This is a genomic window from Ruegeria sp. CDSA089 (assembly GCF_059612205.1).
Window position 1 is genome coordinate 192,925 of the sequence record NZ_JBXWQD010000001.1, and the last position, 25,505, is coordinate 218,429.

The 25,505-nt window shown below is 60.7% G+C and carries 27 protein-coding genes and 1 tRNA gene; 15 read left to right on the plus strand and 13 right to left on the minus strand.

The genetic code is table 11. The annotated features are described in order from the left end of the window. The first annotated feature begins 2 nt into the window (after positions 1 to 2). Positions 3 to 1,226, plus strand: coding sequence for a TraB/TrbI/VirB10 family type IV secretion system protein (locus AC2FJ6_RS01000; RefSeq protein WP_496668185.1), 1,224 nt, complete (start codon positions 3 to 5; stop codon positions 1,224 to 1,226). Positions 1,227 to 1,276: 50 nt separating this feature from the next. After that, positions 1,277 to 1,480 (plus strand): DUF2274 domain-containing protein, encoded by a 204-nt coding sequence (locus AC2FJ6_RS01005; RefSeq protein ID WP_496668589.1) that lies wholly within the window; start codon positions 1,277 to 1,279, stop codon positions 1,478 to 1,480. On the opposite strand, the gene AC2FJ6_RS01010 is transcribed toward AC2FJ6_RS01005, so the two are convergent. The 6 genes from AC2FJ6_RS01010 to AC2FJ6_RS01035 all read right to left on the minus strand — a co-directional run bounded on the left by AC2FJ6_RS01010 (position 1,422) and on the right by AC2FJ6_RS01035 (position 8,538). Continuing rightward, on the minus strand, positions 1,422 to 2,330 hold the full coding sequence (locus AC2FJ6_RS01010; protein ID WP_496668187.1) for a LysR family transcriptional regulator: 909 nt from the start codon (positions 2,328 to 2,330) through the stop codon (positions 1,422 to 1,424). The genes AC2FJ6_RS01005 and AC2FJ6_RS01010 overlap by 59 nt on opposite strands. 28 nt (positions 2,331 to 2,358) lie before the next feature. After that, the gene (locus tag AC2FJ6_RS01015) at positions 2,359 to 3,606 is read right to left on the minus strand and encodes an MFS transporter (protein WP_496668189.1); all 1,248 of its coding nucleotides are present in this window, start codon (positions 3,604 to 3,606) and stop codon (positions 2,359 to 2,361) included. Between the two features lie 24 nt (positions 3,607 to 3,630). After that, on the minus strand, positions 3,631 to 4,551 hold the full coding sequence (locus AC2FJ6_RS01020) for an NADP-dependent oxidoreductase (protein WP_496668191.1): 921 nt from the start codon (positions 4,549 to 4,551) through the stop codon (positions 3,631 to 3,633). Beyond that, positions 4,548 to 5,648, minus strand: a complete 1,101-nt coding sequence (locus AC2FJ6_RS01025) for an alkene reductase (RefSeq protein ID WP_496668193.1) — start codon at positions 5,646 to 5,648, stop codon at positions 4,548 to 4,550. The genes AC2FJ6_RS01020 and AC2FJ6_RS01025 overlap by 4 nt, the downstream gene beginning before the upstream one ends. A gap of 17 nt (positions 5,649 to 5,665) precedes the next feature. Next, positions 5,666 to 6,868, minus strand: a complete 1,203-nt coding sequence (locus AC2FJ6_RS01030) for an iron-containing alcohol dehydrogenase (RefSeq protein WP_496668195.1) — start codon at positions 6,866 to 6,868, stop codon at positions 5,666 to 5,668. A 155-nt stretch (positions 6,869 to 7,023) separates the two neighbouring features. Further along, a complete protein-coding gene (locus AC2FJ6_RS01035) occupies positions 7,024 to 8,538 on the minus strand; it encodes an aldehyde dehydrogenase family protein (protein ID WP_496668197.1) in 1,515 nt (504 codons plus the stop codon). A 252-nt stretch (positions 8,539 to 8,790) separates the two neighbouring features. On the opposite strand from AC2FJ6_RS01035, the gene AC2FJ6_RS01040 reads away from it, so the two are divergent. Next, positions 8,791 to 9,261, plus strand: coding sequence for a ferritin family protein (locus AC2FJ6_RS01040; RefSeq protein ID WP_496668199.1), 471 nt, complete (start codon positions 8,791 to 8,793; stop codon positions 9,259 to 9,261). A 15-nt stretch (positions 9,262 to 9,276) separates the two neighbouring features. Here the strand turns inward: AC2FJ6_RS01040 and AC2FJ6_RS01045 are convergent, their stop codons facing one another. From AC2FJ6_RS01045 to AC2FJ6_RS01055, 3 genes are read right to left on the minus strand one after another with little or no spacing between them, the layout of a single operon-like run. After that, entirely contained in the window at positions 9,277 to 10,164 is an 888-nt protein-coding gene (locus AC2FJ6_RS01045) for a helix-turn-helix transcriptional regulator (protein WP_496668201.1), read from the minus strand. Then, positions 10,161 to 10,883: a helix-turn-helix domain-containing protein gene (locus AC2FJ6_RS01050; protein WP_496668203.1), complete on the minus strand. Its 723-nt coding sequence runs from the start codon at positions 10,881 to 10,883 to the stop codon at positions 10,161 to 10,163. The genes AC2FJ6_RS01045 and AC2FJ6_RS01050 overlap by 4 nt, the downstream gene beginning before the upstream one ends. Continuing rightward, positions 10,880 to 11,803 carry a helix-turn-helix domain-containing protein gene (locus tag AC2FJ6_RS01055; RefSeq protein WP_496668205.1) on the minus strand — a complete coding sequence of 308 codons (924 nt, stop codon included), beginning with the start codon at positions 11,801 to 11,803 and terminating at the stop codon, positions 10,880 to 10,882. The genes AC2FJ6_RS01050 and AC2FJ6_RS01055 overlap by 4 nt, the downstream gene beginning before the upstream one ends. Before the next feature lie 381 nt (positions 11,804 to 12,184). Between AC2FJ6_RS01055 and AC2FJ6_RS01060 the strand changes: the two genes are divergently transcribed. The 7 genes from AC2FJ6_RS01060 to AC2FJ6_RS01090 all read left to right on the plus strand — a co-directional run bounded on the left by AC2FJ6_RS01060 (position 12,185) and on the right by AC2FJ6_RS01090 (position 16,759). Continuing rightward, entirely contained in the window at positions 12,185 to 12,775 is a 591-nt protein-coding gene (locus AC2FJ6_RS01060; protein ID WP_496668207.1) for an isochorismatase family protein, read from the plus strand. Positions 12,776 to 12,784: 9 nt separating this feature from the next. Beyond that, complete coding sequence (locus AC2FJ6_RS01065) at positions 12,785 to 13,519, plus strand: glutathione S-transferase family protein (RefSeq protein WP_496668209.1); 735 nt, start codon at positions 12,785 to 12,787, stop codon at positions 13,517 to 13,519. Continuing rightward, on the plus strand, positions 13,516 to 14,007 hold the full coding sequence (dps, locus tag AC2FJ6_RS01070) for a DNA starvation/stationary phase protection protein Dps (RefSeq protein ID WP_496668211.1): 492 nt from the start codon (positions 13,516 to 13,518) through the stop codon (positions 14,005 to 14,007). Before AC2FJ6_RS01065 ends, dps begins: the two co-directional genes overlap by 4 nt. Before the next feature lie 2 nt (positions 14,008 to 14,009). Further along, the gene (locus AC2FJ6_RS01075; protein ID WP_496668213.1) at positions 14,010 to 14,213 is read left to right on the plus strand and encodes a hypothetical protein; all 204 of its coding nucleotides are present in this window, start codon (positions 14,010 to 14,012) and stop codon (positions 14,211 to 14,213) included. A 68-nt stretch (positions 14,214 to 14,281) separates the two neighbouring features. Next, positions 14,282 to 14,707, plus strand: coding sequence for an AtaL-like protein (locus AC2FJ6_RS01080; protein ID WP_496668215.1), 426 nt, complete (start codon positions 14,282 to 14,284; stop codon positions 14,705 to 14,707). Between the two features lie 7 nt (positions 14,708 to 14,714). Beyond that, positions 14,715 to 15,584: an alpha/beta fold hydrolase gene (locus AC2FJ6_RS01085; protein ID WP_496668217.1), complete on the plus strand. Its 870-nt coding sequence runs from the start codon at positions 14,715 to 14,717 to the stop codon at positions 15,582 to 15,584. Continuing rightward, positions 15,581 to 16,759, plus strand: a complete 1,179-nt coding sequence (locus AC2FJ6_RS01090; RefSeq protein ID WP_496668219.1) for a low temperature requirement protein A — start codon at positions 15,581 to 15,583, stop codon at positions 16,757 to 16,759. Before AC2FJ6_RS01085 ends, AC2FJ6_RS01090 begins: the two co-directional genes overlap by 4 nt. Position 16,760: 1 nt before the next feature. Here the strand turns inward: AC2FJ6_RS01090 and AC2FJ6_RS01095 are convergent, their stop codons facing one another. Beyond that, positions 16,761 to 17,069, minus strand: a complete 309-nt coding sequence (locus tag AC2FJ6_RS01095) for an antibiotic biosynthesis monooxygenase family protein (protein WP_496668221.1) — start codon at positions 17,067 to 17,069, stop codon at positions 16,761 to 16,763. Between the two features lie 44 nt (positions 17,070 to 17,113). Beyond that, complete coding sequence (locus tag AC2FJ6_RS01100; RefSeq protein WP_496668223.1) at positions 17,114 to 18,028, minus strand: NmrA family NAD(P)-binding protein; 915 nt, start codon at positions 18,026 to 18,028, stop codon at positions 17,114 to 17,116. A gap of 267 nt (positions 18,029 to 18,295) precedes the next feature. On the opposite strand from AC2FJ6_RS01100, the gene AC2FJ6_RS01105 reads away from it, so the two are divergent. The 5 genes from AC2FJ6_RS01105 to AC2FJ6_RS01125 are packed head-to-tail and all read left to right on the plus strand — an operon-like array spanning position 18,296 to position 23,633. Next, complete coding sequence (locus AC2FJ6_RS01105; RefSeq protein WP_496668225.1) at positions 18,296 to 19,030, plus strand: hydrolase; 735 nt, start codon at positions 18,296 to 18,298, stop codon at positions 19,028 to 19,030. A gap of 18 nt (positions 19,031 to 19,048) precedes the next feature. After that, positions 19,049 to 20,860 carry an amidohydrolase gene (locus tag AC2FJ6_RS01110; protein WP_496668227.1) on the plus strand — a complete coding sequence of 604 codons (1,812 nt, stop codon included), beginning with the start codon at positions 19,049 to 19,051 and terminating at the stop codon, positions 20,858 to 20,860. Positions 20,861 to 20,863: 3 nt separating this feature from the next. Further along, a complete protein-coding gene (locus AC2FJ6_RS01115) occupies positions 20,864 to 21,736 on the plus strand; it encodes a glycine betaine ABC transporter substrate-binding protein (protein ID WP_496668229.1) in 873 nt (290 codons plus the stop codon). A gap of 18 nt (positions 21,737 to 21,754) precedes the next feature. Next, a complete protein-coding gene (locus tag AC2FJ6_RS01120; RefSeq protein WP_496668231.1) occupies positions 21,755 to 23,116 on the plus strand; it encodes an alginate export family protein in 1,362 nt (453 codons plus the stop codon). A gap of 52 nt (positions 23,117 to 23,168) precedes the next feature. Beyond that, positions 23,169 to 23,633, plus strand: coding sequence for a DUF4396 domain-containing protein (locus AC2FJ6_RS01125; RefSeq protein ID WP_496668233.1), 465 nt, complete (start codon positions 23,169 to 23,171; stop codon positions 23,631 to 23,633). A gap of 325 nt (positions 23,634 to 23,958) precedes the next feature. On the opposite strand, the gene AC2FJ6_RS01130 is transcribed toward AC2FJ6_RS01125, so the two are convergent. Together AC2FJ6_RS01130 and AC2FJ6_RS01135 are read right to left on the minus strand one after the other, a co-directional pair. After that, a tRNA-Arg gene (locus AC2FJ6_RS01130) sits at positions 23,959 to 24,035 on the minus strand. A 245-nt stretch (positions 24,036 to 24,280) separates the two neighbouring features. Continuing rightward, a complete protein-coding gene (locus AC2FJ6_RS01135; RefSeq protein WP_170769781.1) occupies positions 24,281 to 25,501 on the minus strand; it encodes a cysteine desulfurase in 1,221 nt (406 codons plus the stop codon). Positions 25,502 to 25,505 lie beyond the last annotated feature (4 nt).

A 25,505-nucleotide genomic window follows, 5' to 3' on the forward strand; every position in this document is an offset into this window, starting at 1 on the left:
CCATGACCGGGACCGAAGACCAGCAACAAGACTACCGGCCAGAAGAGCCGCTACGTACCGAACAGGACATCGCCAAGAAACTGCGCTTACGGCCCGATCCGCCGCGCGTCATGCGGCTCTCGCGCAAGGCGATCACGGTTTTCGCCGTAGCGGGTGGGCTCGGCATCGGAGCGATCCTGATCGTCGCCTTGCAAGGGTCCGATCCAGGCGATGGGCCATCGGAACTCTTCTCGACTGAACGGGTCCAGGAGGCCGAGGGCCTTTTGGGTTTGCCGCGCGACTACGCATCGATCCCACAGCTCGGACCGCCGCTTCCGGGTGAACTCGGGCGGCCGGTTCTGTCTGCACAGCGGCGGGGTGAGCCCGTGCCCGTCGTGCCCGCGACAGGACCCGTCGTCGATTCGGAAGAACAACTGCGTTTGCAGGAGGCGGAGGCCGCGCGGCTCGCAACGCTATTCGCAGACACAAGGACGACTGGCGCAGGGGCGGCGCGGCCACAGGCTGCATCCACAACATCTCCGGCGCCCGGACTGCAGAGTCTATTCCCGGCGTTTGCCGGGCCGACACGCCAACCTGACACGACCGAGCGACAGGAAGCGTTTCTCGACCGTGAAGTCGATCGACGAACCACCGCCGCAGATCGGCTGCAAAGCCCACCGAGCCCCTACATCCTTCAAGCGGGATCGATCATCGAAGCCGCGCTTCTCACCGGGCTTCGCTCCGATCTACCCGGGCAGATCACCGCGCAGGTTACCGCAAATGTCTATGACAGCCCGACCGGGCAATTCCGGCTGATCCCGCAAGGATCGCGTCTCCTCGGCGAATATGATAGCCGCGTTGAAGCCGGTCAGCGGCGCGTCCTCTTGGCGTGGACCCGATTGATCCTACCCGACGGGCGCTCGATCGTCCTCGAACGCCAGCCCGGCACCGATCAGGCGGGATATGCCGGGCTCGAAGACGGTGTCGACAATCACTGGGGCCAGTTGTTCCGTGCCGCCGGTCTCGCCACGATCCTCAATATCGGTCTCGAAACCGGCGAGGATGGCGGCGACGAGATCGCCGAAGCGATCCGCGATGGCACCCAGGACACGATCGGGCGCGCAGGCGAAGCCATTGTGCAGCGCCAGCTTGGCATCCCGCCGACGCTGACGATCCGGCCGGGTTTCCCGGTTCGGGTCATGGTGACGCGCGATCTGATCTTGGAACCGCAAGGAGAGGCCCGTTGAACAAGCTAAAGCTAGGCGACATTCGTGACGACAAGCCGGTCAAGCTGACAGTGGAATTGCCCGCGCAAGTGCATCGGGATCTGACCGCCTATGCAGAAATTCTTGGTGCTGAGAATGGGCAAATACTTGAGCCTGCGAAACTCATTGCGCCAATGTTGGAGCGATTCATGAAGACTGATCGGGGGTTTGCGAAGCTCAAGAAAGAACGCCGTTCTCCTGCGCCTCGATCCGCGCCAGGCTCAGAAACCGCCTGAGGGCCGGGTTGTCATTCTCGGCACGCCACGTCAGCGAGAACACTACTCTCTCGTCTGCATCGCCCACCGGAACGAAAGTCACATTCGGATAGCTTACGCCGCGCCAATGGTCGGCTACAAGACTGACACCGAGAGTCAAACCGACAAGTGTCATGATCCCTTCGCGTCCAAGACGGTGGCGTCGCACATTCGCGGGTCGGCCGAGGTCCGTGACCTTACGAATGATGTAATCATGTATCTCTGGCCCTGGCTCGCGCGCGCTCACGATGAAGCGCCGGGTCGCCACCTCCGCCCAGCTAAGCCGAGACGCTTCCGATAAAGCATCCGACGTCGGAACCGCCAAGAAGATCGGTTCGCGCGCAAGTATGAAGCTGTCTCCGATCTCCGGCGGCGGTTCTCCTGCTGCGATCACCGCATCGAGTCGGCGATGGTTGAGCTCAGTGAACAGCTGTCTGAGATGCGCTTCGACGAAACAGACGTCGACCTGCGGATGCTTGTGCCTGAATTCTCCAACGATCTTGCGAAATGATCCTTTCGAGAGCGACGCCACCAAACCGATACGTAGATGGCCGTTTTCGCCCGTCCCAGCTGACTGCGCAGTCTCAATTGCGGACGTGAGATCATCGAGCACGGTATGCGCACGTGCGAAGAATGCGCGTCCGGCAGCCGTCAATTGAGCACCAGTCGTCCGTCGTTCAAAAAGCGATACGCCGAGGACATCTTCGAGCTTACGAATGCGCCTGGAAATCGCTGATTGACCGACATCGATCTGGGCGCTTGCCTTACGAAAACTGCTGGCTTCAGCGACCGCGATCAGGGTTTGGAGATCGCTAACGTCGATCTGGCTCAAGGCGCGGGTTCTAGGGCTCTCCACAGCTTCATTCCCCCGGTGGGGCTTCAGGCTGTTTCGATCTCTTTCGGGCTTGCGCACCGACAACCGCCAGCAGCACGCCAGCGAGCACGATCAGAACGATAGCCGCGACAACAAACGATCCCCTCAGTCCGACAATTAGCACCACCGGAGCCAGCACGATGGGAGACATGAATTGACCGAAGAAGGTGATCGAACTGAGTCCGCCAACGACACGCCCACGCGCCTCATCCGAAACGGCTCCAACGATCCAGGATTGAATGTTTGGCATCATGACGCCGCCTGCCATACCGGCGAACGCCATCACCACGAAAAGCAGCGGTCCGTCGATTTGCGACAGCAAGATATAGGCAATGCCCGTTCCACCAAATCCAACGGCAAACAGGGTCAGGCGTGACATCCACTTGTGCAACCGGCTGAAGTTCAGCGCCGTGAGAGCAGCAAAAAGCGTCTGTGTGGCGATCAATGCACCCGTGATCGTGGCGGCTCCGCTTTCGAAAGAGGATGCAACGACAAAAGGAAGCTGCGTCGGTAGCATGTAGAAGGCTATCTGATTGAGAAAGGCGACGGAGTAGAGGAAAACGATCACATTCGGCTGTGTCGCCTCCGTCGGAGCCGGAACGGCTTCATGCTCGCTTGATAAGGCTGACGATGGCGAGCGCGGGAGCGCTATGAAAGCGAGCGGCGCGACTAGAAACGCGAGGCCGTAGACTAGAAACGGGCCCCGCCAGGAGATCTCCGCCAGCATTCCACCGCCCAGCATAAACACGATGCCGCCCCCGGCCATCGCAGCGGATTGCAGCCCGACGAAGCGATCGCGCTCTTCGCCGCGGAAGAAATCGCCGACCAGCGTCGTCGCCACCGTCATGGTCACTGCGACGGCCGCGCCAAGCAGCGCCCGACTGGCGAGCAAAGCGACTAGATTGTCGAGCCAGAGTCCTGCCGTCCCGGCAAGGCCGTAGAGCAAGGCCGCGGCAACCAGCATCGGTTTGCGGCCCACGCGGTCGACCAGCAGACCGCCAAGTGGCGCTATGACAGCAATCGCGAGGCCATGGGTCGTCAAAAGCACGCGTGACAGGACATCGGCGTTCGGAACATTAGCGAAATGCGCTTGCAGGTCCGGCAGACCCGGCGCGATCGTTGCTCCGGCCATGACGGTAAGCGAGGCTGCCGCGAGGATCGACCAGTTCCGCGCGGCGTTCTGCCCCGTCAAAAGGGGCGTGGCAGCCCTCTTCGGTTCCGGTCTCTCCCTCATCGTGCTATTCCAAAACCATCACGCTTACCTCATGGACAGCGCGAGCTTGCCAGCATGTCCGGCTTCGCCTTTTTCATGGGCGCGCGCGACGTCCGGCATGTCGAAGGGTGTTACCTGCGGGATAGGCAACGTGCCGGCAACGAACAGGTCGCCAAGTTCCTTGAGCGCAGCGGCATCGGGTATGACTTGCAGCATTTCACCCGTGATCTCCTGTGCGTGGGAAACGTCTGGCGGCTGCACAGTCGAGACCACGCGTCCGCCCGGCCGAACGAGCGTGATCGCCGTCTCCAACACCTCGCCGCCGACCGTGTCGATCAGGACATCGATAGCCGGCACCCTTCGCTCGGGCAGCACGTCGTCGACGGCTAGCAGTGTGAGCCCAGTTGGCCAGTCCACGCGATCGAGATCGGCTTGCTTGCCAGCGGCAATCACCTGCGCACCATCGTGCTGCGCGAGCGCCACGCACAAGCGCCCCACGTTCCCGGCTGCCCCGAGCACCAGGACCGTCTCGCCGGGCTCCACAGGGGTTTGCCCGCGCACGAGCTGATGCGCCGCGAGGCCGGCAACAGGGATCGCAGCGGCTTCGTTCGGCGCGAGCGCCTGCGGCTTCGAAGCGAGAGCCGATGCCGGGATCACGGCTTTCTCAGCATAGGCGCCGGATGCGCCGATGGGGATCATCCCAAAGACGGCCTCGCCCTGTGTAAAACCCCGCACATTCTCGCCCACCGACGCAACGGTCCCGGCGACGTCCCAGCCGAGTATGAAGGGCAGCGGCAAGGGCATAAGTTGTGTCAACGCGCCTGACCGGATTTTCCAGTCGAGAGGATTAATCCCCGCCGCATCGACATCGAGCAGGACATCGTCCGGGCCGATTGCAGGAGCCTGAACCTCCTCCACGCGAAGAACGTCTGGACCACCATAGGCATGAAACCGGACCGCTCTCATTGCGCCGCCTCCCGGCCTTCTGCGATCCGATACGCCGGGAAGTCAGTATAGCTTGTCGGGCCTTCGCCATACCATTGATCATGGCTGACTTCTGCGAGCGGCCAGCCGTTTTGGAGGCGTGTCACGAGATCTGGATTTGCGATGAACGGCACGCCGAACGCCACGAGATCGGCGACACCGTCGTCAATCAGCGCTCGGGCGGCCTCCAGATCCAATCCGCCATTGGCAATGAGCTTGGTCCCGACGAAAGGGCGAAGGCTTCGTGCAACCGCCTGCATCGGAGCCGTGTCTTCAGATCCGGCAGGTGGCTCCATCAGGTGAATGTAAGCGATCCCCAGATCAGACAGGCGTTCGCAAGCAAAGGCGAAGAGCTTTTCAGCGTCGCTATCGCCCATGCCATAGAAGGTGTTCGCGGGTGACAGTTTCACACCGACCCGCTGTGGCTCCCAAGCGTCGATCGCCGCTTGCACGGCTTCAAGCAGAAACCGACAGCGGTTCGGGACCGATCCACCGAAAATATCGTCGCGGTGATTGCTGACGTCCTGCAGAAATTGATCGATCAGGTAGCCGAACGCGCCGTGAAGTTCGACGCCGTCGAACCCGGCCGCTCGCGCCCGTCTGGTGGCGTGTCCAAACGAGGCTGCAATCGGCAGGACTTCAGAGGTCTCCAACGATCGGGGCGTCTCAAACTCCACGTAACCATTGGGTGTGTAGATCTGCCCGCTGGCAGCCCGCTCGGATGGGGCGACCGGCAATGCACCGTCGCGAAACGATGAATGCGCCACGCGCCCGCAATGCCAGATTTGCAGGAAGATCTTGCCACCCGCCGCATGGACTGCGTCTGTTACGCGTTGCCACCCAGCGACATGCGCGTCCGTCGCAATCCCAGGAGACCGGATGATTCCACGGCCCTGTTCGCTTATCCAGGTGCAGTCTGTGACGATCAGGCCAGCAGACGCGCGTTGTGCGAAGTAGTCCGTCATCAAGTCGGTTGGCACGCCATCGTCTTGGGCGCGGGTCCGGGTCATCGGAGCCATGACGATGCGGTTGGCGAATTCCAGATCTGCCAATTGATAGGGTGAGAAGAGGTCTGTCATAGCTTGTCTCCAATCGATCAGTGAGAACGGCATGCGGCAGCGCTCTGGCCTGCAATCCCGTCGCCGGTAAGAGCTCGTCGGAATAGCGCCTGCATCTCTTCGACCGTCGCGACCCGTGGGTTCGTTGCGGCGCACGGATCAGCCAGGGCGTAGTCGGCGAGATGCGGCACGTCCTCGTCTTTGACGCCCATCTCGCCGAGATTGGCCGGCACGCCGAGGACATCGTTGAAGTGCAGGATTTTCTCGATCAAAGCCGAGACCACGGCATCCGTGGAACGCCCGGCCGTTTCGACACCGAAATACCCCGCAATCTCCGCGTATCGTTCGCCAGCGGTCACAGCATTCCAGGTGATGACATGCGGCATCAAAACCGAGTTGATCACGCCATGGGCGAGGTTGTGATACATGCCGCCAACCTGGTGTGACATGGCGTGCACATAGCCAAGGCTCGCATTGTTGAAGGCCATGCCAGCGAGGAACTCCGCATAGGTCATATCGGACCTGGCCGCCTCGTCATGTCCGTCGCGAAATGCACTGATCAAGGACCGGTCGATCAGTTCCACGGCTCGAAGGGCTCCCGGATCGGTCAGATGGCTTGCAGCCGTCGAGACATAGGCCTCGAGCGCATGACTGAGTGCATCCATTCCCGTAGCGGCTGTCAGTCCGGGGGGCATGCCTTCCATGAGCTTCGGATCGTCCACCGAGACGCTTGGCGTGCACCGCCAGTCGACAACCGGAAACTTCGAGCGGGCCTCTTCGTCGGTGATGATTGCGAAGCGGGTGATTTCACTCGCTGTCCCTGACGTGGTGTTGACAGCGAACATGGGAGCCATCTTCACCTTCATCTGGTCGACGCCGGCATAGTCGCGGATAGACCCGCCATTGGTCGCAACGATACCGATCCCCTTGCAGCAATCATGGGGCGACCCGCCGCCGAACGAGATCAGAAAATCGCAGTTCTCATCGGCAAACAGAACCGCACCTTCATCACACTCCGCGACCGTCGGGTTCGGTGTCACCTTGTCGTAGACGACATAGCCGATCCCTTTGGCGTCGAGGCGGTCCAGAAGCGGCTTCGTTGCGTGGACCTGTTTGTGCAGCGGCCCGTCGGTGACAATGAGCGCTTTGGAAAACCCTTGGGACGCCATCTGGTCAACGGCGGCATCAAGGGCGCCGTCACCGGCAATGTTCATGGGTGGGAGGAAGAAGAAGTCGGGCATGATAAAGCTCCTGTTCTCTAAGTTTCGGGCGATCCAAAAAAGTGAGGCCGGGCGGACCGCGTCATGGAGAGACGCGGTCGCGGGTGGACTTGGGGGGATAAAACCACACCGCCGGTTGGGGCAGGATGCGCCCGGCCTCAGTCGGGGAGGATCGATCAGTTCAGCTTGACGTAAACGGCCTTGGTTTCGGTGAAGGCCTCGAATGCCTGTCGTCCACGGTTGCGCCCCCAGCCGGATTGCTTGTAGCCGCCAAAGGGCATCGCCGCGTCGAAGACGTTGTAGCAATTCACAAACACCGTTCCGGCACGGATCGCAGATGCGACGTGATGGGTTTTGCGAACGTCTGTCGTCCAGATGCCTGAACCGAGGCCGTAGTCCGTATCGTTTGCCCGGCGGATGACATCGTCGACATCTGAAAATCGTTCAATCGTCGCGACTGGCCCGAAGATCTCTTCGCGGACAATCGACATGTTCGGGTCGACATCCGTGAACAGCGTCGGCTGCACAAAGAATCCTTTGTCACCCGCGCGCGCGCCACCGACGGCGACGGTCGCACCATCGGACTTGCCAGCCTCGACATAGCCCATGACGGTATCGAACTGGTTCTGTGAGACGAGCGGCCCCATGTCGGTCTCAGCATCCTGGCCGGATCCGAGACGGATCTTCTCCGCCGCAGCGACCATCCCGGCGACGACCTGGTCATAAACCTTGTCTTCTACGTAAATCCGGGTGCCCGCACAGCAGCATTCGCCCTGGTTGAAAAAGACGCCCATCGCGACCCCCTCGATGGCAGCGTCGAGATCTGCATCGGCGAAGATGATGTCCGGCGACTTCCCGCCAAGTTCAAGCGTAACCTTCTTGAGGTTCGAGTCCGCAACCGACTTGAGCAGTCCGCGCCCTGTGCGGGTCGAGCCGGTGAAGCCGATCTTGTCGACTTGCGGATGCTCCACGAGCCGCGCGCCGGCGTCACCGCCATACCCTTGAACGATGTTGACCACACCGGGCGGGATACCTGCTTCGAGCGCCAGTTCACCGAACCGGATGATCGACAGTGGTGTGACCTCTGACGGTTTGAGGACAATGGTATTGCCCGCCGCAAGCGCGCCAGCCATCTGCCAGCCTGCTGCGATCAGAAGCGGATAGTTCCACGGCGTGATGAGGCCAACAACGCCAACGGGTTCCTCCACGGTGTAGGCGTGAAACTCCGCGCCCGGTATTGCGAAATCGGAGGTCGGTACGACGTGTCCCTCGCGGGTGCGCGCATGGGCGGCCATGTAATGGAAGAGATCAGCCGTGAGCGGAATATCAGCCGCTTGAGCGACTTTGACCGGTTTGCCGTTGTCGAGGCTCTCGATCCAGGCGAGCTCTTCGCCGTTCTCTTCGATCAAATCGCCGAGCTTCTGCAAGATGCGCTGACGTTCCGCAGGCATCATGCGTGGCCAAGGTCCTTCGTCGAAGGCTTTGCGCGCAGCAGCCACTGCAGCGTCGATATCAGCTGCGCCGCCAAGCGCCACCGAGGTGATCGCTTCTTCGTTCGCCGGGTTGATGGTTTCAAAGATCTCGCCTGATTTGGCGTCCACCCATTTGCCGTCGATCAGGAGACGGTGGTCTTTCTTCAGAAAGGCCTCAGCGGGTCCGAAGGTTGTCTTTATGGGGGTTATGACATTCATATCTTAGCTCCTTCCAGATGCGGGTTGATGCAACTGGCTCGGAGCGAGAGGGCCCGCGTCCGAACCTGCGGCCACAATGAAGGAGCGCCGCGCACACGTATTCCGTAGGCCACTTCTCGATTCTGGATTTCTCAGCCAAAAAATCGGGAGACTGACGTAGTCAACGGATTCCAGAATGCGGCAACAGAATTCAGAAGAAATGGTTATTGAGAATCTGGCACACTAAGGCACTATTCTAGCTTAGGAGCCCCTATGGCACCGGACGCTCGCCAGGTGATTTCAGGTGGCCTGCTGCGCCTGCTCGCCGATACTTTCGTCCTGCTCTACAAGGCACGACATCTTTCTTGGCGCGTGAACGGTGATGTCGGTCAGGGTGTGCGGGCAATCATCAAGCAGGATCACAGGGATCTGGATGATGCCGCCGACAAGATCGCGCGACAGGTTCTTGCACTCGGCCGGGAACTCGCTCCGAGCTACAGCGACCTGATCCGCAGTTCATCGATCAACCAGGAACTGGCGCTGCGATCCGAAATGGACATGATCCGGCAGATCGAAGCCGATCACGCTCAAATCTTGGACGATATTGAGACGCTGGAGGTCGCGCTTCCGCTTCAAGAAGATCAACAGTCGCAAAGCCTTCTGGATCACTTGCGCAGCTGTCATGAAAACTGTCGCGTCAGCCTCGCTACACTCTTGCCCGCCGAAGGTGAGCGCAAACACTGAAGCTAGAAACCGCTATCAGCTCCGAACTTCTTTGCGATACCGCCCCGGCGTAACACCGAGCTTCTGGCGGAAGACGTCGGTCATATGGCTCTGCGAAGCGAAGCCGCAGGCATAGGCGATCTCGGCCAGCGGCATTGCTCCCGCCGCAAGCAGCTCTTGCGCCCGCGCAATCCGGCGAAAGAGCACGTATTGGTAGGGCGTTTGGCCCGTGGTCGCCTTGAAAGCCTTTAGGAAGCTCGCCTCCGGCATATCGGCAAGAGAGGCAAGTTCGCCAAGACCAGGATTGCCGTCCAAATGCACGTCGATGAACTCTGTGATCCTCCCACTCAGATCATCGGCGAATGGCGCAGAGGTGCGATGCGCGTGCTGTTGGTCGGAAAGACCGGACAGAGTGACGGCAAGAGTTACAAGAGCGGCGTCGGCGAACAGGTCGCCATGGGGGTTGCCGGCCTCGCTCTCCCGCCACAGTCTTTGACACAGTTGTTCAAGAAAAAAGTCCCGGAACGGAGCGGCGTGCAAGCGGCCGAAATCACCGTCTGACCCCGCTAAGTCGTTTCCAAGAACACGTTGCATTCGAATAAAGGGAATCAGGAACACGCGTAATTCGTGATTACCCTCGGCCAAGATTGTCGATGCAACATGGGGGGACTGAACCTCGAAGTCTCCGGAACGTTGCTGAACCCGTAGCCGACCGGCGCCGTAATCGCGCGTAATGGGCGCTTCGGCGCCAAGCATCTGCACCACCATGACGTCTTTGTGCGCTGGATCGGAAAAATCACCTTCTGGCTGTGCAGCATGGATCATGCGGATCGGATGCACTCCTGCAGAGCGGGTTTCACGCACGAAAGGCGCGTAGGGACCACGTGTGTAAAAGTCGAAATGATCGGCGTACTCGGCGCTCATCCCCGCACCTCCTTCCGATACCGCCCTGGCGTGACGCCGAGCTTCTGGCGGAAGACATCGGTCATGTGGCTTTGCGAAGCGAAGCCGCAGGCATAGGCGACCTCGGCAAGCGGCATCGTCCCCGCCGCCAACAGTTCCTGCGCCCGAGCGATGCGGCGGGAAAGCACGTATTGGTGTGGGGTTTGGCCAAAGGTGCCCTTAAACGCTTGCGTGAACAAGACTTCTGGCTCATCCGCCAGCGCCGCGAGTTCGCGCACAGTGAAACTTTGATCAATATGGGCGTCGATGAACTCGTCGATCCAAACTCGGACCTTATTTGCCAACGGCGAGCCAGCACTGTCGGAGACAGCCGCATCCTTCAACCGCAGTAGTGTCGAAAAGAAAGCAATCACTGCGCCATCGGCGAAAAGATCGCCATGCGGGTTTCCGCTCTCACCTTCTCGCCAAAGCTGATGGCAGAGTTGCTCGAGAAAGAAGTCGCGGAACGGCGCAGCATGAAGTCGCCCAAAATCACCGTCAAACACTCGCCCATATTCTGCCGAAACAGTCTGGATACGGTCAAAGGGCAGGACGAAGACGCGCAGTTCGTGATCACCTTCCGTCTGCGCAGCATGGATCATGTTGACAGGATGCGTCCCAGCGGTACGGGTTTCCTTTGCGAACGGTGCGTAGGGACCGCGTGTATAGAAATCGAAGTAATCGCTGTACTTTTCGCTCATCCCCGCACCTCCTTCCGATATCGCCCTGGCGTCACGCCAAGCTTCTGGCGGAACACATCGGTCATGTGGCTCTGCGAGGCGAAACCGCAGGAATAGGCGATCTCGGCCAGCGGCATGTCGCCGACGGCCAGCAGTTCCTGTGCACTGGCGATGCGGTGGGCGACAACAAACTGATAAGGGGTGTGACCCGTCTCGGCCTTGAACATGTCCCGCAGGCGCACGGAGGGGACCGCCACATGGCTTGCCACCGCGTCGAGAGACAGGGATTCAGACAGGTTTTCCAACAAGAAGTCCTTCGCCTTTCCTACTACCTCCTTATCTACCATAACCTTGGCCCGGTCCAAAGGATTGCAAGCCGAGCCAAGTGCCGAGGTGTATGTTCTGATAAAATGACGGGCGAGAACGACGTAGCAACTATCCAATAACAATCGATCTCTTGGTGCGCCTCCCTTTATTTCTTCGAATAGGGCCGGTGCTAAATGACAAAGAAACGCATCATCTGCCCCCAATACGCTGTGAACCGATATTCCTGGTTTCGAGATCTCCATATCCCTTTCAATGAATTCCGCCAGTTTGACGCCATCGAAGTAGATATGAAGGACATCCACGAGACCGGGGGCACGCCAGGACGTCTCCTCGCCCTTCTGAATGACGGTGACCGCGTTCGGGCGTTCGACCACACCCGCAAGCCGCGTCCGGTCGTACTTCTCGACCGCGAAACACGCCCCCATACTAATGTTCACCGTGTGATCGCGGGACGGTTCCATATCGACGCGCTCAGGAAATCTCTGCAGCAGGCGGCTCACGCCGAACCTGTCGGAATAGTACCCTCCCAACTCGCAGACGCTGTCGAACCGCTCTTCCATGATTGAGCGGAAATTCCAGAAGGGCGTTAGGCGTTTCGATGCTTTGGGTGTCATGCAAGACCCCCAATCCGACCCTTCCGTCCATTCGTAATGGCTGCTCCGGAGAACCTTATGGGCCCGGACGCGTCAGGAGCGCTCAAGGTGGCGCGAACGAACGCATTCATTGCGACTGCGCCTGTGCATTTGTCGACCTGCTCCCACATCATAAGGATCTATCCCACTTGAACCACCTATCCTGCCCGAACCTCAGATCAGAAAAAACGAGCCGCAAACAATCATAGCCGTCGGAACCATATTGTATTCTGAAATTTCCCGGCTTTTCTGAATTCCCAACCGTAGAAAAAAATCCAGAATCGCGGGGTCAAAGGCAGAATACTCCGGATCGGACGGCGACTAACCTTACCCCAAACACATACCATCACTATGGGGATGCACATGGCGACCGAGTTTACTCCAAAGAACAGCGCACTTCTTCTGATCGATCACCAGATCGGCACCATGCAGCTCATCAAGAACATCGCCATGGAGGACGCCCAACGCAACGCCATCGCGCTGGCGAAGATGGCACAAATTTTTGACATCCCCGTGATCATGACTTCGAGCCAAGAGGATCGAGTTCAGGGACCGCTCGTTCCCGAGCTCGAGGCGTTGCATCCCAAGGCCTTCGCAGACCGGATCAAACGGCCCGGAGTTGTGAATGCATGGGCTTACGCACCTTTCAAGGAGGCCGTTAAGGCGACCGGCAAGAGGAACCTCATCATGGCCGGTGTGACGACAGATGTTTGCCTCGTCTTCCCTGCAATTGACGCCGCCAACGAAGGATATGGTGTTCAAGCCGTGATGGATGCTTCGGGTTCGCCCTTCGATCTGTCTGAGGACATGTCGCGACGGCGGATGGAGCATGCCGGAGTTGTGCTAACCGCGACGAACACATTGATCGCCGAACTCGCGCAGGACTGGTCAACCGAAGAAGGGCAGCAACTGATCCAAATTCTCTTCTCCGACGTCCTGCCCCCAATCGGCTGAGTTGCTCCAATGCCCGATCCGAAGACCCACAGCATGCTCGACGAAGCCTTGGATGAAAGCTTTCCAGCCTCTGACCCGCTGCCGATCAATCCAGGCACGGACCAGCCCACACCACTGCTGCATTTCATGCCGGGCACTTGCGCTCTCGGCGTTCATATCGCGCTCGAGTGGAGCCAGGCGCGCTATGAAACGCATGAAGTCGCGCGATCGGACCTCAAATCACCCACCTATCTGAAGCTGAACCCGGCTGGCGTCGTTCCGACTCTTGAGATCGGGCGCACCGTGCTGACCGAGGCGTCGGCCATTATGCTGCATTTGGCGCGACGGTTTCCGTCGCTGGGCCTTGATGATGACGCGCCTGCAGATCAGCGCTTCCGGTTCGAGCGTCTTGTCATCTTCTTGGGTGGCTCTCTCCATCCGCATTTTTGGCCCTGGTTCCTGCCCGAGCGCTATGGCGCGGAGAGCGCGGCGGAAAGGGCGCGGGTCAAGGCGGCTGCGGAAACCCTCATCGCCGACGCGCTCGAACGCTTGGATGCAGATCTCGGCGATGGTCAGTACTTCATGGGAGACCGACGCAGTGTCGTCGACGCTTATGCCTTTCCGATGCTGCGGTGGGGGTATCAACTCGACAGGCCAACCTCCGCATATCCCAATCTCGACCGCCTGATGCGACACCTCGCGACCGACCCCGAGGTCCTGAAGGCGATGACCTCGCAAGGTCTGCCACCACTCTTTGCCGATTGACGAAAGGATCCGCCATGCACCCGACCAAAAATGACCTTGCTGACAATGTTCGTGCGGCGGCGATCGAGCTTTTGCAAGCCCGTCTGTCCGACGCCATCGATCTGACCACGCAGACCAAACAGGCCCATTGGAACGTCAAAGGGCCGAGTTTCATTGCACTACACGAACTGTTCGACCAGATCCACGGCGAGATGGAAGAGCATGTCGATACCATGGCCGAACGGTTGGTCTCTATCGGCGGTCAGGCTTACGGGACGGTCCGAACCTCCGCCGAACGATCGACCCTCCCGGAATATCCGCTCGATATCAGCGAAGGGTCGGCACATGTCGACGCCCTGTCGTCTGCACTTGCAGTGTTTGCGAAGTCGACACGTGAGGCGATCGATCAGGCCTCCGAGATCGGTGACGAGGACACCGCAGATGTCTTCACCGGCGTTTCACGCGCCATCGACAAGTCGCTCTGGTTCGTGGAAGCGCACGGGGCCTAAGCATGGCGGAGTGGGGTGCCACACGTACAGCAATGCCCGTGGCAAGTGGGCAGACCGCGCAGCTTCTGACCGCCTGTCTGCTTGCTGCACCCAGACCGATCCGATCCCGTCAACTCGAGATCATCGCAGAGAGCGATCTCGATCTCGCGACCTCGCTGTGCGCGCACCTGCTCGACGCAGACGACCTGCACGAACACCGCGCCTGACAAGCGCTTTCGAGGCTCATCTCGGCGCCCAAAGGACGACCACCATTGATTGCCAAAAGGAGATCACCATGCCGTTCACAAGTTTCAAAACCGAGGTCGATGCCAGTTCGGAGCGTCTGTGGGAGATGATGGTCGAAAAGTTACGCCGTCCGGACAAGTATGTCCCCGGTGTCGTGTCTGTCGATGTCGTCCAGGAGTTTTCGGGCCTCTCCATCGAGCGCCGGATGACGGCCAAGGAAGGTGATGCCGAGAAAACGATTCACGAGATCATCACCGCCGACCCTGAAACCATGACCGTGATCTTCAAGCTGAAGGACGATCCTGTCTACACCGGGTATGTGATCAACATGATCTTCGACGAAGATGGCAAGGTTGAGCTCGACTACACCATGCACTGGACGCCGAAGGACGCCTCGGCAGTGACCAACGAACCGGACTGGGCGCGCGCCATCCAGGGTGCCGTTCTCCACGCCAAAAAACTCGCCGAAGCATGACCGCCTGATGTTGACTGTCGAGCATCATCGCATTGACGCGCCCGGCGTCCGGCTTCATGTCGCAGTAGCAGGTGAAGGTCCGACGGTACTGGCTGTCCATGGGTGGCCACAGACATGGCGCGAATGGCGCGGCCTGATGGAGCGACTCGGAGATCGGTATCGCATAATTGCCCCCGATCTACGCGGCTGCGGAGACAGCGAAAAACCCTACGAAGGCTATGATGCCCTTAGCGTCGCGGACGATCTGCGAGCCGTGCTCGACCACTTCAAGGTGAAGGCCGCGCATGTTGTCGGTCACGACATCGGCGGCGCGCCCGCCTACGCGTTCTGTGCCGCGCAACGGGACCGCGCTCTCTCGCTCGCGCTCCTCGAGGCACCGCTCTGGGGCGTTGTGTCAGAGGATGTTCCTGATTTGCCCGACCTATTCTGGCATCTCAAGTTTCATCAGGATGTCGATCTCGCGGGTGCGCTCATTGCGGGCCGCGAGGAGATGTATCTCCGGCACTTCTATCGCAGCTTTGCGTTCAACCCCGCTGCGATCGGCGATGATGACATAGCAGCATATGTCGCTTCCTATACCGCGCCCGGCGGGTTGCGGGCGAGCCTGGAACACTACCGCGCGATCCCGGCAAGCGCGGACCAATTGGCAAAGCTCTCTGAGACGAAGCTGCGCATCCCCGTCCTCGCACTTGGCGGTTCCGAGGTCATGGGTGACTACGTTCTCAATGCCGCAACGCTGATCGCTGAGGCAGTGTCTGGCGGGATTGCGGAGCGCTGCGGCCACTGGGTCGCGGACGAGCGTCCGGATTTCATTGGGAGCCAATTGGCCGAGCACTTCGAGGCGGTGCAGAATGCATCAGAGGCCTACTATCCGTGACTGAAGAGGCGGAAGAGCGTGCAGGCTCGACGAATTCCGGTGCAACGACAATAGTGCACGTGCCGCTCCGACACGCCACCTGGTTCGAGCTCTTCTTCGATCTCGCCTTCGTCTTGGTCGTCGCCGCGTTGGCACAGCGGCATGCCCAACAGTTCACCGTGAGAGGCGCATCCGAGTTCGCCCTTCAGTTCGTGATCCTCTGGCAACTCTGGGTCGGTCATACTTTCTGGGCCAGTCGGTTCGATCGAGACCGTATTGATCAGCATCTGTTCGGCTTCGCGAAGATCTTCGCAATCGTCGCAATGGGATATGGCGTGAGTGGCATAGAGGCGGGTGCTGTCTGGTTCTCGGCAGGTGCCGCCGCCTTCAAGTCGCTTGTCGGGTTCGCCTATCTCCGGGAGCGAAACAATGCCTCACCGCAGCCGCCAATGACCTTCGGCCTCCTGTATCTCGTTCAGGCCGGAGCCTGGGCTGCCGCAGCATTCCTTCCCGAAGTGGCCCGGTTGGTCGTTTGGGTCGCGCTGCTCGCCAGTGATGTTCTAACCCCTTACCTCACGGCGCGCTTGAGCGCCGCGCTGCCGGCGCACCCCGAACACCTGCCCGAGCGCTTCGGCCTCTTCACGATCATCCTGTTAGGCGAAACCGTCGCCTCCGCCCTACATGGCCTTGCCCATGCCGGGGCGCCCGACATCGCCACGGTCTTTATCTCTTGCGCTGGAGTCGTATTTGGCTGCCTCTTCTGGATCGGCTATTTCCACCACGCCGGAAGCGCGCGTTCGCGCGAAGCGGAGGCCTGGGACGAGCGCAAGGTGCGCCGCTGGGTCCATGCGCATCTGCCATTCAATCTCGGCATCGTCGGCCTCAGCGCCGGCGTCGTGGCGCTCGCTTCCCACGGTCACGCCGGGCCGGGCGCTCTGGTGATGCAGGCGCTGGCGGTGGCGGTCGCGATGACAGGTTTGACGCTCATCGGTCTCAGCTCTCCGGGGGCGTTGATCCGCAGACGAACGGTTTGGCGACATATGGTCTTGATCGCGCTCGTTCTGCCTGTCGCATTTCTTGGTTTGAGTGCCGGTGCCTCCGCGATGACCGCCGGGCTGGTCGCGTTGGTGGTGTTGCAGACTATGGCCGCTCTCATCCCGACATTTGCAAAAGCTGAGAAGGGTGCCACCGGCTGACTCAGATCGAGCGGATAATCTCGTAAAGCGCCGGCTGGAAGGTGCTGACTTCTCGGTAAAGCGGTGCGAGACGCTTAAGCTCACTATCTTTCAGAGCAGCGGCGTAGACATCGCGGGACTCCCATTCGGCGACGTTGATGTGGGTGAACGGCGCACTTTGCCCGAGCGCTTGGTCGTCGAGCGCCCTGACGAGCCGCGCGCTCACATACCCAGGCGAAGCCCGAAAAATCGCCCCCGTCCGGTCCCAGAGATCGAGGAACTCGGCCTCGCGCCCTGGGAAGACCGTGAAGGGGTTGATGAGAAGGATCATGATTGATCGTAACCTGACGAGGCCCAGAGGTGGAGTCTGTCGCGTCAGGCGCCCGGCAGCGTATCCTGCGCCTCGAGAAACTCAGCCGCGGAATGCGGCTCGATATCCGGAAACCGGTCATTGTCGGTCGCGGCCAGCTTGCCGCGTCCCGACGCCATGGCGAGGTGGTATTGCAGCGGCGCCCACTGCATCAGGTCCTGAGGGGCTTCGGCCTGCCTCCTGGCGATCTCCGCTTTCAGCGCCTCGATCGATCCAAGTTGCTTTAGATTGAACTCCCGCCCGATGACGTCTGTAAGCGTGACCGCCAGCTCTTTCGGACTGAGGCTCTGGCCCGCAATCCGGAATGGCCCGTCCGGCATGTTTGCATCCATCGCGGCTGCCGCAACATAGGCGGCGGTGTCGTCCATCGACATGAAGTCATAGGGCTGATCCGCATCGCCCCAATGGGTGATGCGCGCATTCTCCCAGTCGACCAAGCCGAGAAACGGCCAGAGCAGCACCTCCATGAAGGCGCCGTTGAACGTATTTGTCTGCGGCAGGGCGATCTCGGCGATCGCCGCATCGGCGGCCTTGCGCCACGACAGGAAGAGATGATCCTCATCGGCAATCTCACGAAAATCGACAGAAAAGTCCGAGGGAAAGATCCGCTTCACGCCGGCCTCGTATCCGGTACGCGCCAGCGCGGTCTGGCCCTCGACGATTGCGTCCGGACCGCCCTGCAATGCGGAGACGATGACGTCGACACCTTGAAGCGCGCGCTCGAGCGCGGAGGAGTCATCGAGATCGCCGTCCACAATCGCCGCACCCTTGGCGAAGACGTCGTCCAGGGAGTTCGCCTTTGGATGATTTGCTCCGCCACGCACAAGGAGCCGGACTTTCGCCCCTCGCTGGACAAGCGCCGAGGCGATCCTGCGGCCGAGATTGCCGGTCGCGCCCGCGATCAGGACTGTGCGGGTCACAGCGCGCACCGTCTGTTGACGTCCATGCGCATCAAATCGATCCGTGCTCGCATATTCCGATCTCCGGCAATTCCTGTAAGTTCAAATCAAGGTTTTGCACTTCCCGATCCTCGCTGTCTTCAGGAAGACGCCCGTGGATTCTGTATTTAGGGGGCGAGTGCGTGACAGCTTCCAAAGCTAATCCGGAATCTGCACACCGATTCTGGAATACAGAATTCGATACGCTTGATAATTTGTTCGACGAATACTGGAAAGGAGTTCCGAAACATGTCTCTCACTCGTTTAAAGGGCGCTTTGATTGCGCTTCTCGCCGCCCTTGCCGTCCTGCCCGGCACGACAGCCTTCGCCCAGACAGCACAGCCGACGCCCTCGGCTCAGCTCCTGACACCTGACAACCACACGCTGATCCTGATCGACCACCAGCCGCAGATGGCATTTGCCGCGAACTCGATCCCGACCGAGAACCTCATCAACAACGTGACGCTTGTCGCCAAGTCCGCAGCACTCTTCGAAGTCCCGACCATTCTGACGACAGTCGCCGAACGCACCTTCTCCGGCCCGATTTTCCCCTCGGTGCAGGCCGCCTTTCCGGGCCAGACGCCGATCGACCGCACGACCATGAACACCTGGGAAGACGGCCGTGTGACGGACCGGGTCAACGAGATCGGACAGCCGAAGATCGTCATGGCGGCACTGTGGACCGAGGTTTGCGGCGTCTACCCCGTGCTCTCCGCGCTCGAACAGGGTTTCGAGGTCTACTTCATCACCGACGCCTCGGGCGGTATGACCACGCAGATCCATGACGACGCGGTCGCCCGCATGGTCGAGGCGGGCGCGATCCCGATAACCTCGATGCAGTACCTGCTCGAACTGCAACGCGACTGGGCGCGCTCGGAAACCTATGTCGGCGCGAACGACATCATCAAGGAACATGGCGGCGCCTACGGGCTCGGCGTGCTCTATGCCGGCGACATGTTTGGCGGTGGCGAAGGCGGCAACTGAGCTGAAGGAGAGACACCTATGCCCATCGTCCGCCCGCTCACCCTGGCTGCCTTGATTCTCGCCGCATCGCCAGCCCTCGCTCAGGATGGGGAGATCGACCTCATCCTCACGGGCGGCAACGTCATCACGCTCGACCCGCTGCGCCCGCGCGCCGAGGCGCTCGCCATCGATGACGGGATCATCGTAGCCACCGGAATGGACGAGACGATACTCGCCCGGCGCGGTGAGGAAACCGAGGTGATCGACGTCGAGGGACGTACCATCGTCCCCGGCCTCAACGACAGCCACACTCACGTCGTTCGCGGCGGGCGGTTCTACACGACCGAGTTGCGCTGGGACGGTGTGGACACGCTGGAGCGCGGCCTCGCAATGATCGCCGAGCAGGCCGAGCGCACCCCGGACGGGCAATGGGTCCGCGTCATCGGTGGCTGGTCGCCCTTCCAGTTCGATGAACGCCGGATGCCGAGCCCCGCCGAGCTGACGGAAGCGGCGCCCGACACGCCGGTTTTCGTACTCTATCTCTACAGCCAGGGCTTTCTCAATCGTGCGGGCGTCGAGGCGCTCGGTATCACCGCCGAGACCGAGGCTCCCGCAGGCGGGCGCTACGAGATCACGCCCGATGGCGGTGCGATCCTGCATGCCGAGCCCAACCCGACGATCCTCTACCAGACGATCGGCGCGCTGCCGGGTTTGTCCGAAGAAGATCAGGAGACCTCCACACGCCACTTCTACCGCGATCTGAACCGCTTCGGGATCACCAGCGCCATTGATGCCGGCGGCGGCGGGCATGTATTCCCGGACGACTATGTCGGCACAGGACGGCTCGCCGATGCGGGCGGCATGCCGCTGCGTGTCTCGAGCTACCTCTTCCCGCAGCGTCCGGGCGCCGAACTCGGGGACTTCCGGACCTGGACCGACGAATGGGCAGTCAACGTCAACATTGCCGAGGAGCTGTCCCATGGCTTCGTCGTCGAGGGCGGCGGCGAGTTCCTCGTCTGGTCCGCGGGCGACTTCGAGAACTGGATGGCCGAGATGCCCGACATCACGACGCGCGAGGGCTGGCGAGACGAACTGATGGCTGTAACGCGCCATCTGCTGCAGGCGCGATGGCCGATCCGCATCCACGCGACCTACGACGAAAGCATCGGCCACATCATGGACGTCTTCGAGGAGGCGCACCGGCTCGAACGCGCCGAGGGCCGTCCCGGCTTCGAGGGTATCCGCTGGGCGATCGACCATGCCGAGACGGTGAGCCGTGCGAACCTCACCCGCATTCGCGCGCTCGGCGGTGGCATCGCGATCCAGATGCGCATGGCCTATGCGGGCGAATACTTTGCCGAGCGTTACGGCGATGAGGCCGCAAGCGCCGCCCCCCCGATCCGCGACATGATCGAGATGGGCATTCCTGTCGGCGCGGGCACCGACGCGACCCGGGTCGCGAGCTACAACCCCTGGGTCGCACTGCACTGGCTCGTCACCGGCGAGTCCGTCGGAGGTCTGGAAACTCGCTCGGAACGCCATCGCCTGACGCGCGAGGAAGCGCTGTCCATGTATACGGTCGGCAGCGCCTGGTTCTCCGGCGAAGAGGCGATCAAGGGCCGCATCGCGTCAGGGCAGTTCGCCGATATCGCGGTGCTCTCGGCAGACTATCTGACCGTGCCCGAGGACGAGATCGCCGGCATCCAAAGCGTGCTGACAATCACCGGTGGCAAGATTGTCTACGGCGCCGGTCCGTTCGCAGAGATGTCTCCGTCACTTCCGCCAGTAAGCCCCGACTGGTCACCGGTCGCGGTCTTCGGCGGGTATCAGACACCGACAAATGAGGATTGATCCATGTTCAGAACGCTTCTGCTCTCTGCCGCCTTGGCAGTGTCCGCAATGACCGCGTCGCAAGCCCAGACAACGGATGACCCGATCCGCCTCGGCCAAGTCGGCCTCAGCTTCTATGCCGTGGTCGGCGGCGTCACCCAGGAGGTGCTCGAGGCGCAGGGCTACGCGGTCGAGGTCATCGAAGGCTCGCATGCCGAAATCTTCCCGCGGCTCGGCGCCGGCGAGGTCGATCTTTTGGCTGCCGCCTGGCTGCCGAACGGCCATGCCGGACTCTACGCGCCGGTCGAGGACGCGACCTTCCAAATCGCGCCCGTCTACGAGGATGCGACCTTCTTCTGGGTCGTCCCGTCCTATGTGCCGGAAGACCAGGTCAGTTCGGTCGGAGATCTTGCCAAACCGGAGGTTGCCGACCGCATGCCTAAGCGCATCGTCTCTCTGCCCGACTCGACCGGCCTGACCATCGGCGCGCGGCGCGTTATGGATGCCTATGGGTTGGAGGGTGCGGGCTACGAACTCGTTGCGGGCTCTCCGGCCGAGTGGATCGGCGCCTTCCGCGCCGCCGTCGAAGCCGAGGAATGGATCGTCTTTCCGCTCTGGCAGCCGCAATGGGTCAACGCGGCCTTCGATGTGCGTCGGCTGGACGAACCGCGATACGCTTACGGCGACGCCGACGCCGCTTGGCTCATCGGCCATGAGAGCCTGCGCGAGAAGCTGGATGCTGATACGCTCGCGATCCTCTCGCGCGTCCGCGTGTCGGTCGCCGACGTCACCGAGATGGACCGGCTGGTGAATGTCGAGGGCATGAGCGCCCGCGAGGCCGCGCGCGCCTGGATGGACGCCAACCCGGACGCCGTCGCCGACTGGCAGACTGAATAGCGTGCAGAGCCTTTATGAATGCTTTCCCGTCTTCCGTTCGCCCTTTGCCTCGCTTGTGCGTCACTCGCTCCCGTCTCGGCGCTCGCGCAGTCCTTCGAGTTGCTGCGCTACGAGGAGCACCGTTGCGAAAAGGAACCGGAATCCAACCTCTGCCTGCTCGATGATCCGGAAACCGGTCTGGAATTCTCCATCGGCGGCGAGGTTCGCCAGCGCTACGAATACACGCATTACCCGACCTTCGGGCAGGACCCGCAGGACGAGAACGGCGTCTGGTTCCAGCGTCTGTCCATCCATGGCGACCTCAGTTTAGGCAAGCTAGTCCGCGCCTTCGTCCAGCTTTCGAGCGCGCTTGAAGCCGGTCGCGCGGGCGGGCCGAGCCCGGTCGACGAGAACGAACTCGACATCCAGAATGCCTTTGTCGATCTGACCGCCATCTCCCGACCCGATACGAGCCTTCTGTTCCGGATCGGACGGCAGGAATTGAATCTCGGGTCCGGCCGCCTGGTATCGGTCAGGGAAGGCCCGAATGTACGCCGCACCTTCGACGGCGCAGCCGCCATCGCAACGACGGGGTCTTGGACCCTGCAGGGTCTCTACATGCGTCCGCGCGAAGATCGGCGCGGCGTCTTCGACGACCGGACGAACGACAAGCAGGAACTATGGGGTGTCTACGCGACAACGGCACCAGGCACCTTCCCGCTCGGCGCGGTCGACCTCTACTATCTCGGTTTCCGGGACGACGATGCGCTTTACGCGCAAGGCACAGGCCAGGAAACCCGACATTCGCTCGGTCTCCGCCTCCATGGTGCCGAGAATGGATGGGACTGGAATTGGGAAGCGATCGCCCAGTTCGGCGACTTCGCAGGCGGCGACATCCGCGGTTGGACGCTCGCGACCGATACCGGCTACACCTTCGAAGACAAAGCTGGTCGGCCGCGGATTGCGCTCAGCGCAAATATTGCGAGCGGTGACGATGACCCCTCCGATGCCGATCTCGGCACGTTCAATCCGCTGTTCCCGCGAGGCAATTACTTCTCCGACGCCGCCGTTCTCGGCCCGCGCAATTTCTTCAACATCAGCCCGTCGATCTCAATCGAACCGGCGCCCGGCTGGCGGGTCGGCGCCAACGTCAACGCCTTCTGGCGCCTATCTACGAATGACGGCGTCTATTCGCCTGCAGGTCGACTTCTGCGCGCGGGATTAGACAGCGACGAGCGCTATGTCGGCACATCGGTCTCGTTGAATGCCAGCCGTCAGATCACGCCGAACCTGTCAATCGGCGCCGTCTACACGCATTTCGCGGCGGGCGCGTTCATTGAGGAAACTGGTCCGGCGGAGCCAATCGACTTCTTCGAGGTTACAGCGACGATGAAGTTCTAGAAAATGTGCTTACCGACACCCACACTCATGAACATTTACTGCGAGCTGACCGATGGAGCCAATTAAGCACACCGACGGAAAGCATGACGGGCAAACCGGCACGGTTTCGATGGCCGCTCATGTAACCGCTCACTGTTTGGCCGGCTGCATTGTGGGCGAAGTCGCAGGCCTCGCCATCGGGGTCACCTTCGGTCTTGGCGTCGCTCTGACCATCGCTTTGGCGACTGTGCTGGCCTATCTCACTGGTTTCGCGGCAGGTGTGATTCCCGTCATGCGGCGAGAGAACATGCGCTTCTGGCCGGCGTTCCGACTGATCTGGCTCGGCGAGGCGGTCTCCATCGGAGTGATGGAGATCGCGATGAACGTCTCTGACTACAGCCTCGGGGGCATGTCCTCCGGTTCTGTGTTCACAATCGTATTTTGGGTCAGCATCCTCGTCGCGGCTCCGATCGGCTTTCTCGTCGCGTGGCCGGTCAATATCTGGCTGCTTCGATCAGGATTGCGCAAGGGGCATTGACGCTACACGTTCTCGGTTATCGTAGTGCAATAGCGAACGAATAGTTCGCAGATTCATCGCGCGTGGCCCGCCACATGAGAAATGGCTCGCTGCTGTGCGAGGGACTATGGGTTGATGCGAAGAGACCGCCGACGGTTCGACTGCCACCTGGCGGGGCACGTGAGATTCGAACCCACGACCAGCGCAGCGTGAGTGAACAGCTCACTTAAGTCTTCAGTGCGCCAGAATGAGCCGATTGCTTCCGAAAAATGGCCGCGTAAGCACCGCGTAAGCACAATTTCCCGATAGACGGAAATTTCTAAGATGCCGATTTTATTTAGAAATTTGGCGCACCCGAGAGGATTCGAACCTCTGGCCTCTGCCTTCGGAGGGCAGCGCTCTATCCAGCTGAGCTACGGGTGCATACCGTTCGCGAGATGCTTACGCCATGCTTACGCGAGATTTTCGGCTCCTTGAAGAGCGAACCCGATATCCGCTCAAGCCGTTGTTTAGTCACTTCTTTCTTCCAGCACCTTTCGCCATCGCCAGACTTGACATCCGCCTTCGGAGGGCAGCGCTCTATCCAGCTGAGCTACAGGTGCCTTGGCCGTTAGCTAACCTTGTTCCGATCCGGGTGCAACTGCAAATCCACCCGGAACAGACAGGTTTCACGCAAAGAGATCATGCGCCAATTCCAGCGCGTCAATCAGCGTGTCGACTTCATCCTTGGTGTTATAGAGCCCAAAGCTCGCCCGGCAGGTGGCCGTGACCCCGTAGAAATCCATCAACGGACCGGCGCAATGGTGGCCCGCGCGCACTGCAACGCCTTTCTTGTCCAGAATGGTCGACACATCATGCGCGTGCCCCGCCCCGTCCAGCGTAAAGCTGAAAATGGCGGCTTTGTCAGCACGAGTGCCCTGAACCTGCAACCAATTCAAACCTGTCAACCGCTCCATCGCATAGTCGCGCAGACCAGCTTCGTGGGCGGCAATGTTCTCCATCCCCAAATCCATCATGTAATCCAGCGCCACGCCCAACCCGATGGTTTGCACGATACCCGGCGTTCCGGCCTCGAACTTCATCGGTGGATCATTGTAGATCACCTGATCCTTGCTGACCTCTTTGATCATGTCACCGCCACCGATGAAGGGGCGCATTTCGGCCATGCGATCGGATTTGATGTAGATCGCGCCGGACCCGGAGGGACCATACAATTTGTGGCCCGTAATCGCATAAAAGTCGCAACCGAGGTCCTGAACATTGACCGGCATGTGTACCGAACCCTGGCTGCCATCGACCAGAACCGGAACACCTTTGGCATGGGCCCCTTCGGTGATCGCTTTGACGTCCACAACGGTGCCTAAAACGTTGGAACATTGAGTGACGGCAACCAGTTTGGTCTTGGGGCCAATAGCGTCAATGACAGCCTGTGGGTCCAGCCCACCTTCGGCATCCACGTCAACCCATTTCAGGACAACACCTTGCCGTTCGCGCAGAAAATGCCAGGGGACGATGTTGGCGTGATGCTCCATCACGCTCAGCACGATCTCATCCCCTGCCTGCAGACGCGGCATGGCCCAGCCATAGGCGACGAGGTTGATCCCTTCGGTCGTACCAGAATTCAGGACAATCTCATCCTCATCTGCAGCGCCCAGAAACTTCGCAATCGTGCCACGCACGGACTCGTATTTCTCGGTCGCCAGATTGGACAGATAGTGCAAACCACGGTGTACGTTTGAGTATTCTTCAGCGTAGGCGCGGGTCACCGCGTCGATCACCACCTGCGGCTTCTGGGCCGAAGCGCCATTATCCAGATAGGTCAGCGGTTTTCCGTTCACTTCACGCGAAAGGATCGGAAAGTCCGCGCGGATTTTCTGTACATCGTACATGGTA

Excerpts from the sequence above, each read along its gene's own strand:
- AC2FJ6_RS01000 (WP_496668185.1), top strand. The coding sequence starts at position 3 with ATGACCGGGACCGAAGACCAGCAACAAGACTACCGGCCAGAAGAGCCG.
- AC2FJ6_RS01015 (WP_496668189.1), bottom strand. The coding sequence starts at position 3,606 with ATGAGGGAGAGACCGGAACCGAAGAGGGCTGCCACGCCCCTTTTGACG.
- AC2FJ6_RS01020 (WP_496668191.1), bottom strand. The coding sequence starts at position 4,551 with ATGAGAGCGGTCCGGTTTCATGCCTATGGTGGTCCAGACGTTCTTCGC.
- AC2FJ6_RS01025 (WP_496668193.1), bottom strand. The coding sequence starts at position 5,648 with ATGACAGACCTCTTCTCACCCTATCAATTGGCAGATCTGGAATTCGCC.
- AC2FJ6_RS01030 (WP_496668195.1), bottom strand. The coding sequence starts at position 6,868 with ATGCCCGACTTCTTCTTCCTCCCACCCATGAACATTGCCGGTGACGGC.
- AC2FJ6_RS01035 (WP_496668197.1), bottom strand. The coding sequence starts at position 8,538 with ATGAATGTCATAACCCCCATAAAGACAACCTTCGGACCCGCTGAGGCC.
- AC2FJ6_RS01040 (WP_496668199.1), top strand. The coding sequence starts at position 8,791 with ATGGCACCGGACGCTCGCCAGGTGATTTCAGGTGGCCTGCTGCGCCTG.
- AC2FJ6_RS01045 (WP_496668201.1), bottom strand. The coding sequence starts at position 10,164 with ATGAGCGCCGAGTACGCCGATCATTTCGACTTTTACACACGTGGTCCC.
- AC2FJ6_RS01050 (WP_496668203.1), bottom strand. The coding sequence starts at position 10,883 with ATGAGCGAAAAGTACAGCGATTACTTCGATTTCTATACACGCGGTCCC.
- AC2FJ6_RS01055 (WP_496668205.1), bottom strand. The coding sequence starts at position 11,803 with ATGACACCCAAAGCATCGAAACGCCTAACGCCCTTCTGGAATTTCCGC.
- AC2FJ6_RS01060 (WP_496668207.1), top strand. The coding sequence starts at position 12,185 with ATGGCGACCGAGTTTACTCCAAAGAACAGCGCACTTCTTCTGATCGAT.
- AC2FJ6_RS01065 (WP_496668209.1), top strand. The coding sequence starts at position 12,785 with ATGCCCGATCCGAAGACCCACAGCATGCTCGACGAAGCCTTGGATGAA.
- AC2FJ6_RS01075 (WP_496668213.1), top strand. The coding sequence starts at position 14,010 with ATGGCGGAGTGGGGTGCCACACGTACAGCAATGCCCGTGGCAAGTGGG.
- AC2FJ6_RS01080 (WP_496668215.1), top strand. The coding sequence starts at position 14,282 with ATGCCGTTCACAAGTTTCAAAACCGAGGTCGATGCCAGTTCGGAGCGT.
- AC2FJ6_RS01085 (WP_496668217.1), top strand. The coding sequence starts at position 14,715 with ATGTTGACTGTCGAGCATCATCGCATTGACGCGCCCGGCGTCCGGCTT.
- AC2FJ6_RS01095 (WP_496668221.1), bottom strand. The coding sequence starts at position 17,069 with ATGATCCTTCTCATCAACCCCTTCACGGTCTTCCCAGGGCGCGAGGCC.
- AC2FJ6_RS01105 (WP_496668225.1), top strand. The coding sequence starts at position 18,296 with ATGTCTCTCACTCGTTTAAAGGGCGCTTTGATTGCGCTTCTCGCCGCC.
- AC2FJ6_RS01110 (WP_496668227.1), top strand. The coding sequence starts at position 19,049 with ATGCCCATCGTCCGCCCGCTCACCCTGGCTGCCTTGATTCTCGCCGCA.
- AC2FJ6_RS01115 (WP_496668229.1), top strand. The coding sequence starts at position 20,864 with ATGTTCAGAACGCTTCTGCTCTCTGCCGCCTTGGCAGTGTCCGCAATG.
- AC2FJ6_RS01120 (WP_496668231.1), top strand. The coding sequence starts at position 21,755 with ATGCTTTCCCGTCTTCCGTTCGCCCTTTGCCTCGCTTGTGCGTCACTC.
- AC2FJ6_RS01125 (WP_496668233.1), top strand. The coding sequence starts at position 23,169 with ATGGAGCCAATTAAGCACACCGACGGAAAGCATGACGGGCAAACCGGC.
- AC2FJ6_RS01135 (WP_170769781.1), bottom strand. The coding sequence starts at position 25,501 with ATGTACGATGTACAGAAAATCCGCGCGGACTTTCCGATCCTTTCGCGT.